Source organism: Roseateles sp. P5_E4, assembly GCF_054049255.1.
The window spans coordinates 31,943-44,828 of record NZ_JBFUMS010000023.1 but is presented as its reverse complement, the minus strand read 5'-3'; the positions used below and the strand labels follow the sequence as shown (position 1 = coordinate 44,828).

Genomic DNA, 12,886 nt, shown 5'->3' with positions numbered 1-12,886 from the left:
TTCATGTCCAGGCCAGGGAAGCCCTCGCGGTGGTCGCGCGGCGTGATGTCGAGCTGGGCCAGGCAAACGGTCTTGATRGGTTTGCGCCGGCGCATTTCGTTCACCGACTTGGTGTCCGGTCGGAGGCGGTAGACCTCGGCCACCATCGGCCGGTCCGGTGAGTCCGCGCATTCCTCAAACAGCTTGGCCGGCGCCGCGCTGCTGGCCGCCGGGGCAGGCGCTGGCGGCGGGGCCACGCTGACAGCCGGCGGTGCCGGCGCCACCGCCACCACSGGCGCGACGGCTTGCGGCACGGGCGCGACCTTGGGCACCTCGATCACCGGGAGTTCGGGCATGGGCGGCATGCTCGGGGGCGGCAGATCGGGCATCTTGGGGGCGGGTGGCGGGGGCTCGGGAGGCTTTGGCGGGGTCTTGAGCTCAACGATGCTCACATCCGTGATGCGGGGCTTCTCTGGGGGCGGCACGCGGGTGCGCCACATCAGCACCGCCGCCAGCAGGATGAGATGGACGATCACCGCAATGGTCAGCGCATAGCCGTTGACCCCCCGCCGCCATTGCTGCTGCTGTCCGGTTTCAGTCGTGGTCGGGGCGGGGTCGTGAGATGGCGTTGTCATGTTCTTTTGTGACGTTCGGCTGTTGTCTGGCAGCCTGTAAGGCTTATCGGCGTTCAGAAGATCTCGATCACCGTCGCAGCTGGGGCAAGGCCCTCGCTGACGGCGCGCAGCGTGGCGCGGCCGCTGTCCCCGGTCTTGCCGGTGGACTGCAGGATCACCTGTGCATGGCCGTTGAACACGCTGCGCTGCCAAGGTGCGGCTGGTGTGGTGGTACGCAGCGTGGCCCAGCGGCGGCCGCCCTGCGCGCCGTCGAACAGCGCGCGCGTGCCACCGGCCGGCGTCGGGAAGACGGCGGTCAGCGTGGCCTCGGGCCCTGCGGTCGGGTCGAGGTCGATGGCCGCCATGCCGGCCTCCTGCCGTAGCGCGACTGGGCGGCCGTCCAGAAGGAACTGCACACCTGGTGCGACCTCGCCGAGGAGCAGCACCTGGCGTTCGCCGGCGGGCGCCGTGCGCGTGATGGTGGCCTGCACCATGTTCCAGGCGCTGTCGGCGGGCCGCTGGTCGGGTGGAACCCATGCGAAGGGGTCGCGCCAGCCGGGGCCTCCGGTCTGGGCGGTTCCGCCCATCAGCGCGGCCGCCTCCTCGGGTCGAGCGATGCTGTGGTGTCGCCAGTGCGTAGCGGCAGCGTAGCGATGCAGTTCAGCTGGCCGGTCGGCCTCGTGGGAGCCGGGGTCGCCGTTGCCCATGCCGATGAGCCGTACCGGCCCGCTGGTCTCGAAGGCGACGCGGTGGCTGGCTGTCGGCACGACACGGCCCTCGCGGTCGACGACGTTCACGGTGACCAGCGCGACGTCATCGCCTCCAGCGCGCAGCCGCGCGCGGTCCACCGTCAGCCGCACCGCAGTGCCGTCGCCCGTGGTGGCCACGGTCTGCGTGGTGACGAGCTGACCGGCCCGATAGCCGCGTGCCGTCAGGCTGCCCGGCGCATAGGGCACGGCCCATTGCAGGTGGCCGTAGCGCTCCAGCGCCTTACGGCCGAGCGAACGGCCGTTCAGCAGCAACTCGACCTTGTCGGTATTGGCGTAGACGCGCACATCGACGGGCTGGCCTTCTCGACCCGGCCAGTTCCAGTGCGGCAGCACGTGCACCATGGGCTCGGCGGTCCACGCAGCCTTCAGGTACTGGCCGCTGTCCTTCAGCGCGCCGGTCGTGTCCAGCATGCCGAACTGCGACGAGACGGCGGGCCAGCCGAAGGGCGAGGGCTCGCCGCGGTAGTCGAAGCCGGTCCAGACGAACATGCCGGCAAGGAAGGGGCGCTCGGCATTGAAGCGCCAGCCTTCCTCGATGGAAGAGGTGCGGGTGCCCGTGCGTTTGTCGTAGGCGGCGATGCGGGCACGGGCCGGATCGTTGGCATAGACGCCGCGCGTGGCATGAGTCGCGGCTTCCTCGGTGACGAGCATCGGCCGGTCGGGGAAGCGCCGGTGCATCGCGTCGATGTCGTGCTGGCCCTTGTAGTTGAAACCGATGACGTCCGAGCCGACCGACGTGCCTTCGGGCTGGCCCGAGCTGGAGGCGGCCTGCGTCACCGGCCGCGTCGGATCCAGGCGGCGCACGATGGCCTGCATCTGCCGCGTCAGGCGGGTGCCGATCTCGCTGTTCTCAATGGCCCATTCCTCATTGCCGACCGACCAGAGAATGACCGACGGATGATTGCGGCCACGGCGCACCATGCGTTCCAGTTCGTCGCGGATCTGCGGCGCCGTGCCCATCATGCGGTGCTCGTCGATGACGAGCACCCCCAGGCGGTCGCAAGCCTCCAGCAGCTCGGGCGTAGCCGGGTTGTGGGCCGAGCGGATGGCGTTGACGCCCATGCCTTTGAGCATCTTCAGCCGCGCGTCGTGCATGCCGTTGGGCAACGCGACGCCGATGCCGGCGTGGTCCTGGTGGTTGTTGACGCCGTGCAGCTTGACGTGGCGCCCATTGAGGAAGAAGCCCTCGTTGGCGTCGAAGTGGAGGGTGCGAATGCCGAAGGGCGTGTCAACGCGGTCGACGACCTCGGCGCCGCGCTTGACCACGGTCGTCAGCGTGTAGCGCTGCGGCGTCTCCAGCGACCAAAGCTGCGGCGCCTTGACGCTCAGTTGAGCCGTCACGTCAAGGCTGGCGTCAGCGGCAACGCGGCCAGCCGGCACGCTGGCGCGGGCGACGACGCGGCCGGCCGGGTCGCGCAGCTCGTGCTCCAGGCTGAAGGACTCGGCCGCCTCGCCGCTGTTGCGCACGGTGGTGTCGACGGCCACCTCGGCGCGGTCGCCGTTGACCGTGGCGCGCACGAAGCTGCCTTGCGGCGCCACGTGCAGCGGCCCGGTCTGCGTCAGCCACACGTGGCGGTAGATGCCTGCGCCTTCGTACCACCAGCCCTCTGGCGTCGTGGCGTCCACGCGCACTGCGACGACGTTGCGCCCGCCGAAGTTCAGGTAGTCGCTGATGTCGACCTGAAAGCCCGAGTAGCCACTGGCTTCGCGGTGCAGGTAGTGGCCGTTGACCCAGACGACGCTGTCGCGGAACACGCCGTCGAACTCCAGCGCGATGCGCTGGCCGCGCGCCGACGCAGGAATGGGCAGCTCACGCCGGTACCAGCCGACGCTGTTCTCGGGGAAGCCGCGGCCGATGGCTTTCATGCCGTGCTGCGTACTGCCGCGTGGGCTGAATGGCAGCTCCACGGCCCAGTCATGCGGCAGGTCGACGCGGCGCCATGGCCGGTCCTCGAAGTCGGCTGCGGCAGGGCCGTCGCCGTAACCAGCCTTGCCGAAGAAGAACGGCCGTATGGCGTGGTCGAAGTCCTGCGCCGGGTCCGACGCGTGGCCCAGCGCGAAGCGCCAGCCATCGTCGATGCGGGTGCGCTGGCGCGGGCTATCGGCCGCAGTGGCGCCGACATGGGGCTGCCCGGCGCCGGGCCAATCCGTGCGGCCGTCGGCGCTCTGGGCTTGGGCGGCCAGGGGACTCAGTGCGGCCAGCGACAGCGCGAGGGACAGCAGGGTGCTCTGGAGTTTCATGGGTTTTCCGGACGTGAAGGCTTGGTCGGCTGGTGAGCCGCGGCCGGACCGTACGGTGCTGGTGGCGCGAGCGGTTGCGCAAAATACCGGTAATACCAATAAGAAAATTCGCGCCTTAGTCAGGCGATTTTGCAGAAATTGGTCAGACCGGTGCAATTGGAGAAGACCCTATCGACGAACTGAGCGCAGCTATCAACGCGATTCCGAACGCGTCAGCACCATGGACAGGAATGACGCATTCGGGCCGTTGGACAGCTTGAAGAAGAGTTTGTTGCGGCCCTTGTTGAAGTGCAGGAGGCGCTTGCCTTCGGTGCGGTTGTAGTCGCGCAGATAGCTCGGGCCGCCGTTGAAGATGGTGTCGAAATACGTCGCCTTGTTGGCGTTGCCGCCCTTCCACACCATGCGGTCGTTCAGGTAGATCTGGACGTCGTCATCGGCCCCTATCCAAGCGATCAGGTCCTGGGCTTCGTCGACGAACACCTCGGTGTAGCCGTAGTAAACCGAATCTTCGACCTGGTCGGGCGGCACGAACGGATAGCTTTGCGCGGTCACGTAGCGCCACTTGAGCAGGCGCTTGTCCTTGCCGTAGTAGACGGCGTCCAACAGCACCGCCTTCTCGGGCGGGTAGGTCGGGTTGTCGAACAGGCCACCCTCATGGCGGCCGGGGAAAGGCCCGATGACATACCAGCTGTTCAGGTAGACCCGGTTCGCGTACTCCCCGCCCTGGCCGAGCACGCGCCCTTGTCCGCGCACGAGACCGGCCGCATCGACGGGCGGGACCTGGGCCTTGCCATGGTCGAAGAAGTCGGTGCCCCAGTATCTTTTCGATGATGTCGCGTGTTCGGTGCGGGCGTCCGCAGCGATGAAGTTGCCGATCTCGGCGAGAACCGACGTATCCGACCCGCCGCCCTTGACGGACGGTGCGCCGGGGCGACCGCCAGTGCCATCCCCGCCCGAGCCAGGCTTGCCGCCTTCGACCTGCACGCCGTTCGCCTTGGCCTCCAGGCGCTGCTGACGTTTGGCCAGCGTGCCTCGCGCCTTGGCTTCAAGCGCGGCGACTTCGCTGTCCGCCATCTCCTGCGTGACGGGCGCTGGCGTACTGCCGCCCGCCTTGCCTTCGCCCGCCTTGCCTGCGTCAGCCTGCGCCTCGTTCGCCTTGGCCCCAAGCTGCTGCAAAGGCTTTTCCGACGCGACGGGCTCCTTGGACTCGGGCGCAGCGTTATTGCTGGCCGCCGTGGTTTGCGCGACGGGCGCCTGCGGCGCCGCAGCCGGTGGCGGCTCGGCCGCTGGTGGCGGCTTGGGCACGCCGGTCAGTTGGGCCAGCTCCTCGGCCTTGATTTCCTTGTCGAGCGCGTCGATGGCCTTGGACAGCTCACGCGCCTGTTCCACCATTTCCTGCGGCGTTTGCGGCACCGCAGGGGGCAGGCCCGGCTCTGGATCAATGGCTGCCGATTTCTCCATCAGCCGCTTGATGGTCTGCAGGTCTTGCAGGCGCTTGGCCGTGCTGGCCTGGCCGGTGGCGCGCAGGCTGGATGCGACTTCGGCTTCCTGCTCGCGCAGCTCCAGCTGATAGCTGCCGAAGTAGTACAGCCACCCCAGCAGCGCGGCATGCGCGGCCACGGAAAGCGACAGATAGGGCCGGCGCACCACCTGCGTGGCGGCTGCCACGAGCAGGGACAGCAGCGGTGAACGGCGGGGTTCCCAGCTCATTGACGGGTGTGCATGGAAATCTTGGTGAAGCCTTCGAACTGGCACAGGTCCAGCACGTGCACGATGGCCTGATAACGCGCCATCTCGTCGCCGTCGATGCGGATGGGGCGGCCCGGGTTGCTCGCCGCCTCCTGCTTGAGGCGGTCGTGCAGGCCCTGCACAGATACCGCGCTGCCGTCGACATACAGCTTGCCTTGCTTGTCCACGCCAATCGTCAGCGGCGGCGCACCAGCGCCCACGCGGTCCAGGCTCATCTGCGCGGCCGGCAGCGTGATGGGCAGCTCCTTCTGCGGCCTCTCGCCGACGGGCTGCTTGAACGAGGTCGCCACCATGAAGAACATCAGCAGGAAGAAGATGCAGTCGATCAGCGCGATCAAGCCGATCTCCGGTGCTTCGTCCTCGCCCAGGTCAATGCGCATGCTGCACCACCCGCAGTGCCGGCGTTTCCGGCGCGGGCAGGAAGCGCTGGTTGATCAGCGCATTGATCTGCCGCTCCAGCGCCAGGCCGAGCGTCGCCAGGCGGTGCTTGAAGAAGTGGTGCATGCCCAGCGCCGGCAGGGCCACCGTCAAGCCCGCGGCGGTGTTGACCAGCGCCTTCGAGATGCCGCCCGCCAGCAGCGCCGGGTTGCCCATGCCTTCGGAGAAGGCGATCACATGGAAGGCGTCGATCATGCCCAGCACCGTGCCCAGCAGGCCGACGATGGGCGCCACCGTGGCCACGATGGCCAGCGCATAGGCCTTTTGCTGGTGCTGGCGCAGTTCCATCGAGGCGATGTCGCCGGCCGCACTGCTGACGACTGCGTAGGGCTGATGGCGATGCGCGAGCAGGAAGGCGATGACGCGCGCCAGCGTGCTGCCGTCGTCGGCCAGCAGCGTCTCCAGTTCCGTGAAGCGGCCCGCCGTCCATAACGGCTGCACGCGCGCCACCAGGTCGGCCGGCACCACGGCGCGGGCGCGCAGGTGCACGAAGCGCTCGATGGTCACGGCCAGAAACAGCACGGACAGCCCCAGCGTGACCAGCACGGCAGCGCCACCCTCGGCGACCTGCTCGACCAGGTTCATCTCGGCCGCCAGTGCCAGGCCGGGGAGGCTGGCTGCGCCAAGCGCGATTGCGATTCGTTTCATGGAGTTGATGGGGTTGGGAGGGTTGAGCGGAGGCAGCACGGCGGCCAGCGCGGCGCGCCGCCAGCGGTGCACGACGGTCGAAGCAGTCATCACCCGCCCTTGCGCTTGCGCCGCCAGGCGTCCACCACCTGCTGCGCGAGCGCGGCCGCCTCGGCTTGCTCTGCGGCACTCAGGGGCTTGGTCGACTTGGCCTGATCGAAGGCCGTCGCCATGGCCTTTTCCATGATGTCACCCATGCCGATGCCGGGAAACTTCTCATCCTGGATGGTCTTCCAAGCCACCTTGTAGCCCGCACGCTGCACCGGCGTGACGCCCAGATCGCGGGCGCTGTCGCCGGTGGCCATGGCCAGGTGCAGCAGCGCGTCAGCATCGCCGCTCGCCGCAGCCTTGCGGACCTCGGCCTGCAGTTTCGCGATCAGCGCGGGATCGGCTTTCTCCTTCTCCAATGGGTTCTGCAGCGCGTTCAGGTAGGCCGAGGCCCCGCCCTCCGCCCCGCCTTCATAGGCGCGCTGGAACAGCTCCTTGCTGCGCCCCAGGGTGGCCTGGTCGAAGACCTGGCAGCGCCGCGCCTGACCCTCGGCGGACTCGATCACCTTGTTGACTCCGCCCCCGGCGTCCATCATCTTCTTGAGCGGTTCCGGCACGCCGTTGGCGCCGTCGCGCATGGCGTACAGCGCCCCAGGCGCGCCGGCCATCATCGAGCACATCTGCAGCATCTGCGCCGCCTCCAGCAGCTCCTTGGGCGTGCCGCCGCCCAGCGCCACCTGCACCTTGCGCAGCGCCTCAGCCGGCGAGTTGGCCTGCTCCATCGCCTTCTTGGCCATGGCGCTGTAGTCGGGCGCCGACGCCGAAGCCCGGGCGGCTGCGGCCTGGACCGGCGCAGCGGAGGCTGCCGTCGACGCGGCCTGGGCCGGCGGCTCGGCCGGCGCAACGCCGCTGGCCGCCTGACTGGCTTGCGCCTGCGGGCTCGGCAGCGGCGCCTCGGCAGGGGGCGGGCGCTTGTACAGCCAGGTCCCGGTGCCTATCACCGCGAACGCGATGACGATTGCGAGGACGCGGCGAGGCTGAGCGGGCGCGGAGGCCCCCGTGTGTTGCGGCTGTTCTGTCATGGTTCCTGCTCCTTGTTCGACACGGTCCGGACGGCGTGGCGCCGAAGCGCCTGCAACCACGCGCAGACCGGATGACTGCTGCTTACTTGGCCCTTTCCGACGTGGCCGCCTGCCCGGCCGCCTCACCCGCCCGCGCCGCCACCTCGATGGGCTCCCGCTTGGCGATGCGGTCGCGGAAGAAGGCCTGCACCTGCTCGGCCGTCACGGCTTCGAGGTTGGCCGTCTCGCTCTGCATCATGGCCTTCATGCGCGGCTCGATGAGGATGCGCTGCAGCCAGTAGGCCCAGTGGCCGTTGTACTCGGGCGCCTTGCGGCTTTGTTCAACCATGGGCTGCTTGGCTCGCTGCAGCTCGTCGGCGCCGACCGGCTGCGCGGCCAGCTCTTTGAGCTGGGCGCGCAGCACCTCGCGGAAGGCGTCGAACTTCTCGGGCGGCGTCTCGATCTCGGCGCTGAAGCGCCCCTGGCCGGCGATGTCCAGGCCGCCGCCGCCGCTGGCGCGCGGCGAGTAGGTGATGCCGAGCTTCTCGCGCACGATGTCGACCAGCCGCGTCTGCAGCAGCGTGGCCGCTACCCGGCCGGTGTTGGACAAGGCGGTGTCTGTCCACTGGTCGGGCATGGACCAGTGCCAGCCGAGCATGCCCTGGTCGGTGCGGCCCTTGTGCAGGGCCACATGAGGCGCGCCGCCATCGGCGGGCGGCGTGGCCTTGAGCGGCACGGCCGGCAGGCGCGGGCGCGCCGGCCCGGCGCCGAAGGTGGCCTGTACGGCGGCGATGGCCGCTTCCTCGCTCACATCGCCGATGACCACCACATCAGCCGCCCCGGCCAGGGCCGGTCGCAGCATGGCGCCGACATCGTCGCCGCGGGCAGCCAGCAACTCGGCCGCGGTGGGCACGCCGCCGAGCCGCGGCTCGCCGTTGTTCATCACCTTGGACAACTCGCGCCCATAGACGATGCCGGGCAGCGTCTCGAACTGGTTGGCCATCATCGGCGCCACGCCGGCCAGCTTCTCACCCATTTCCGGGCGAAAGCCAGGGTCGCGCACGAAGGCGGCCAGCAGTTGGAGCTGGGGCTTGAGGTCGGTCGGGCGGGTGTCGCCCACCAGCAGCACGCGTCGGCTGTCCATTTGCAGATTCAGGCCGGCCAGCACGCCGCCGGCCTGCTGCCACTGCGCCACCTCTGCCAGCGAAAGCTTGCCGGTGCCGCCCAGCGGGAACATGTTCAGGGTCCAGGTGGCCGACACCTGCTCGGGCTTGAGGCCGGCCATGCCCTGGCCCACCAGCACCTGCACGATGACCTTGTCCTTCTCCTGTGCCGTGGGCTTGATGACCAGGCGCGTGCCGTTGGCAAAGGCCAGCGTGGTGCTGCCCAGTTCGGCGTCGGTCGTCTTGCTGACGATGGCGCTGGCGGCGCCGAAGTCGGTGTAGGGCCAGGTCACGGTCACCGGCGCGGCCTGGGCCTGCAGCGGCCGGGCCATGGCCTGGGCGAGCTGGGCAGACAGGGCCTGCGGCCCGGCGGCGCCGGCCTTGGCACTGCGGAAGACCAGCGGCCGGCCACCGAAGTCGCGGCGCAGCACGGCGGTCAGTTCCTCGGGCTTGATGGACGCCAGCATCGGCTCCGCCTCGGCCACGCCCTGTTCGGCACTCTGGTAGAGGCCCTCGTAGTGGACGGCGTTGACCAGGGCGTCAGCGATGGCCGCGCTCTGGCGCGTCGGTGCCTGGGCCACCATGGCCTGGAGCGCGCTGCGGATGGTCGGCATGAGGCGCTGCAGGTCGGCCGGCTGCACGCCCTGGGCCTGCAACTGGCGCAGCTCGGCCGTCGCGGCATCCAGGGCCTCGGCCCATTTTTCGGGCGGCGCCATCAGTGTCAGCTGGGCCTGGCCTGTCACCTTGTAGATGCGCGGCATGTCCATGCCGAAGGCGCCGAGGAAGGGGCTGCCTGGCTTGAGGGCACGGTCGCTCAGGCGCAGGTTGAGCACGCCGGCGGCCATTTGCTGCACGAGCAGGTCGCGGCCGAAGGCCAGCGTGGGCGGGCGCATGTCCGGCGGGTTGATCCAGGTCAGCGAGAGCTTGTCAGGCGCGCCGTCGGCGATGAACTCGGCCGCGGGCTGTGTCGGCTTGGCCGCGCCGAGGTCGAGGGCGTCGGGTTTGCCGCCCGCCTTCCAGTCGGCGAAGCGCTCGCGGATCTGCTTCTCGACGGCGTCAACGTCGATGTTGCCGACGACGATGAGGGTCGCGTTGTCGGGCCGGTAGTTGGCCTGGTAGTAGCGCCTCAGCTTGTCGGCCGTGGCGGCCTGGACGGTGTCGATGCGGCCGATGGGCAGGCGCTGGGCCACGCGCGTGCCGGCCAGCGTCAGGGCCTGCTCGGCAAGGAAGGCGCGCATGCCGGGCACGTCGCGCGTGCGCTCCTCCGACAGCACGACGCCCTTTTCCTGCTCGACGAGTTGGGCGTCGAGCTTGAGGTGCCCGCCAATCTCGCGGAACAGCATCAGGCCCGTGTCCAGCGCCGCGGCGTCGGCCTTGGGGAAGTTGAAGTGGTAGACGGTCTGCTCGAAATCGGTGAAGGCGTTGGTGTCCGCGCCGAAGCTCAGGCCCTGGCGCTGCAACAGATGCACCACCTCGCCGTCTGGCAGCTTGGCGCTGCCGCGGAAGGCCATGTGCTCCAGGAAGTGGGCCAGGCCCTGCTCTTCATCACGCTCCTGCAGCGAGCCTGCGCCGATGCGCATGCGCATGGCCACGCCGTCCTTGGGCGTCTCGTTGTGCTGGATGGCGTAGCGCAAGCCATTGGGCAGGCGGCCGAAACGCACCGCCGGATCAGGCTTGCGCTGGACCAGCTCATGGCCCCAGGCAGGCTGCGCTGCGGCGATGGTGGCCGTCGCGGCCGATGCCTCGGCACGGGCGGTCGCGGCGGCGACGCCGCACATCAGCGCTGCGGCCAGCGCGACGGCGTGCAGCACGGATGCGCGCTGCTGGAATCTGGATTTCATGCTTGTTCTCCCTGCCCGATGACGGGCTTGTTGATGGGCCGGCAAGGGCCCGACTCTCTTTTCATGCCGTCTCTGCCCGGCGTGAACGGCCCATCCACCACACCACGCTGCAGCCGAGCAAGGCGGTCAGCAAGGGCAAGGGCGAGTAGCGCGGTACCTCATTCAGGCAGTACGCCGTGCCCGCCCAGGCAAGGCCTGTGAGTATTTCGATCATGCCGACCGGTCCTTTGCCCTTCGCGCGCCGCATCAGATCCTTGCGCTTGCCCTGGATGGGGTACCACACCTGCATCACACCGGCCGAGACCGTGCCGCCGGCGAGGCAGAAAAGAAACGTCAGCGTCAGCCAGAGGCCGTGCGTCGGCAAGACCAGCAGCAGCGGCGACACCACCAACCACACTGGCACCAGCGCGGCCAGCACCTTCGGCCAGCGCAGCAGCGACGGTGGAACCGGTGCGCTGCCCAGCAGGTCAGGCGCATCCTCGGCCGCGACGGTGATCCAGGCCAGACTGCTCGCCAGTGACGATGCCAGCATCACCGCCACAGACGCCAGCACGGTCAGCCCCGCGCCGCGCAGTGCGAGCAGCACCACAGGCAGCAGGTACAGCAGCTGCAGCAGCGTCTGGGCGATGAGCTGCGGGTCGCGTGCGATGAGGCGCCACTCCTTGACCAGCACGCTGCGCCACAGCCCGCCCTTGAACCGGACGCTGCCGCGCTGCGGCGCCGCCGCGATACGCCTGGCGCTGCCGGTGACGGACTCCTGCGTGCCCGCCAGGAAACGATGGTGGGCCAGACCGATGACGAGCCCGAAGCCGACGACACCGACCAGCGCGACCGTCAGCAGCGGCAGCGGCGCGCCGACCAGCGCGCGGCCCGGAAACCAGAGGGGACTGTCCGGCGCCAGCGGACCGCCTGGCTCGGCCCAGCGGATCAACCGGGCAAGCAGTTGCTGCAGATCGGCAGCGCTGATCACGTTGGGCAGCTGCGACAGCACGGCCAACGCCCCGCCCATCAGCGTGCCCAGCACCTGCGCCACGATGCGGGCCCGGCGGGCGCCGAGCACACGGACCAGCGCCAGCGTGAGTGCCAGGCCCAGTGCGATGGTCGCCAGCGCCAGTGCCGGCACCGCCAGGTAGATGCCGAGCAGCTGCGGGTGCCCGAGGAACAGGCCCACGTGCGCGAACGGCGCCAGCAGGAACAGGAACAGCCCGCCGACGTTGGCGACGATGCCCAGGCCGCGCACCATGAAAACAGTGTGTGTCGCCACCGGTGACGACAGCAGCAGGTCGAGGTCACCGCGGTCGAACAGCGCCTCAACGGACTGCAGGATGGCCTGCGCGAGCATCAGGCTGATGGCGATCCAGGCCGCCGCGCAGACCAACATGGTCAGCACAAGCTGCTCGCTGCCGGGTGGCCACATGCGCAGAACGAAGTAGGCGCCGACGTGCAGCGCCACGCTCAGCGCGACGGCGAACCCCAGCAGCCCACGGGCCATCCGCTTGCCCATGCCGCGCCAGCCCAGCCGGAGCTCGTGACGGAGAAGCCACAGCACGGAGCCCGGGCGCAACGCCAGCAGCGCCGTCATGCCGCGCTCGTGAGCTGCAGGAACACGTCTTCCAGCGTCCCGCCCGGCCCGCCGCCGGTCGCCGCACGGGCGCGCAGTTCGTCCAGCGTGCCCTGGGCGGTGATGCGGCCGCGATGGATGATGCTGATGCGCTGCGTCAGCCGCTCGGCGATCTCCAGGATGTGCGTGGTGAGGATGACCGTGTGACCCTGCCTGACTCGCTCGACCAGCAGGTCCTTCACCTGGCGCGCCGCCGCCGCGTCCAGCCCGGTGAGCGGCTCGTCCAGGATCAGCAACTGCGGGTCGTGAATGAGCGCGCCGGCCAGCGCCAGCTTCTGGCGCATGCCACGTGAGAAGCCTTCGGTGATCTCGCCGGTGTGAGTCCACAGGTCCAGCCAGCGCAGCAGCTCCTCGGCGCGCGGCGCGGCCACGTCGGGCTCGATGCCCCACAGGCCGGCCACGAACTCCAGGTACTCGAGCGGGCGCAGCTTGCCGTACAGCAGCGGGTCGTCGGGCAGGAAGGCCAGCCTGCGTTTGGCTTCGATGGGCTCGAGCGCGACATCGTGGCCCAGGATATGCACGCTGCCCCCATCGGGCCGCAACAGCCCGGCCACCATGCGCAGCGTGGTCGTCTTGCCGGCGCCGTTGGGGCCGAGCAGCGCATGGAACTCGCCCTGCGGGATGCTGAGGCTGAGCTGGTCCACGGCGGGCTGGCCGCCGAATCGCTTCACCAGGCCGTTGATTTCCAGTGCGGATGCCCGCTGCGGAGATTGTTGGTTCATCTTTTTTCTCCC

The 12,886-nt window shown here is 69.4% G+C and carries 8 protein-coding genes and 1 pseudogene; all 9 read right to left on the bottom strand.

Features of this window, described 5'->3' with window-relative positions; all coding sequences use genetic code 11:
* Positions 1–614 (bottom strand): annotated as a pseudogene (locus ACXJLH_RS28725) (hypothetical protein); the annotation flags it as partial.
* Positions 615–667: 53 nt separating this feature from the next.
* Positions 668–3,604: a beta-galactosidase GalA gene (galA, locus tag ACXJLH_RS28720; RefSeq protein ID WP_457447843.1), complete on the bottom strand. Its 2,937-nt coding sequence runs from the start codon at positions 3,602–3,604 to the stop codon at positions 668–670.
* A 192-nt stretch (positions 3,605–3,796) separates the two neighbouring features.
* The gene (locus ACXJLH_RS28715) at positions 3,797–5,314 is read right to left on the bottom strand and encodes a hypothetical protein (protein ID WP_457447841.1); all 1,518 of its coding nucleotides are present in this window, start codon (positions 5,312–5,314) and stop codon (positions 3,797–3,799) included.
* Entirely contained in the window at positions 5,311–5,733 is a 423-nt protein-coding gene (locus tag ACXJLH_RS28710) for an ExbD/TolR family protein (protein WP_056194722.1), read from the bottom strand. The genes ACXJLH_RS28715 and ACXJLH_RS28710 overlap by 4 nt, the downstream gene beginning before the upstream one ends.
* The gene (locus ACXJLH_RS28705; protein WP_457447839.1) at positions 5,723–6,529 is read right to left on the bottom strand and encodes a MotA/TolQ/ExbB proton channel family protein; all 807 of its coding nucleotides are present in this window, start codon (positions 6,527–6,529) and stop codon (positions 5,723–5,725) included. Before ACXJLH_RS28705 ends, ACXJLH_RS28710 begins: the two co-directional genes overlap by 11 nt.
* Positions 6,529–7,548 (bottom strand): hypothetical protein, encoded by a 1,020-nt coding sequence (locus ACXJLH_RS28700; protein WP_457447837.1) that lies wholly within the window; start codon positions 7,546–7,548, stop codon positions 6,529–6,531. Before ACXJLH_RS28700 ends, ACXJLH_RS28705 begins: the two co-directional genes overlap by 1 nt.
* Positions 7,549–7,630: 82 nt before the next feature.
* Entirely contained in the window at positions 7,631–10,531 is a 2,901-nt protein-coding gene (locus ACXJLH_RS28695) for a M16 family metallopeptidase (RefSeq protein WP_457447835.1), read from the bottom strand.
* Between the two features lie 61 nt (positions 10,532–10,592).
* Entirely contained in the window at positions 10,593–12,113 is a 1,521-nt protein-coding gene (locus ACXJLH_RS28690) for a putative ABC transporter permease subunit (RefSeq protein WP_457447833.1), read from the bottom strand.
* On the bottom strand, positions 12,110–12,874 hold the full coding sequence (locus tag ACXJLH_RS28685) for an ABC transporter ATP-binding protein (RefSeq protein WP_457447832.1): 765 nt from the start codon (positions 12,872–12,874) through the stop codon (positions 12,110–12,112). Before ACXJLH_RS28685 ends, ACXJLH_RS28690 begins: the two co-directional genes overlap by 4 nt.
* Positions 12,875–12,886: the final 12 nt, after the last annotated feature.

Bases quoted from the DNA above. Each gene is read 5' to 3' on its own strand.
- galA (WP_457447843.1), bottom strand. From the start codon at position 3,604: ATGAAACTCCAGAGCACCCTGCTGTCCCTCGCGCTGTCGCTGGCCGCA.
- ACXJLH_RS28715 (WP_457447841.1), bottom strand. From the start codon at position 5,314: ATGAGCTGGGAACCCCGCCGTTCACCGCTGCTGTCCCTGCTCGTGGCA.
- ACXJLH_RS28710 (WP_056194722.1), bottom strand. From the start codon at position 5,733: ATGCGCATTGACCTGGGCGAGGACGAAGCACCGGAGATCGGCTTGATC.
- ACXJLH_RS28705 (WP_457447839.1), bottom strand. From the start codon at position 6,529: ATGACTGCTTCGACCGTCGTGCACCGCTGGCGGCGCGCCGCGCTGGCC.
- ACXJLH_RS28700 (WP_457447837.1), bottom strand. From the start codon at position 7,548: ATGACAGAACAGCCGCAACACACGGGGGCCTCCGCGCCCGCTCAGCCT.
- ACXJLH_RS28695 (WP_457447835.1), bottom strand. From the start codon at position 10,531: ATGAAATCCAGATTCCAGCAGCGCGCATCCGTGCTGCACGCCGTCGCG.
- ACXJLH_RS28690 (WP_457447833.1), bottom strand. From the start codon at position 12,113: ATGACGGCGCTGCTGGCGTTGCGCCCGGGCTCCGTGCTGTGGCTTCTC.
- ACXJLH_RS28685 (WP_457447832.1), bottom strand. From the start codon at position 12,874: ATGAACCAACAATCTCCGCAGCGGGCATCCGCACTGGAAATCAACGGC.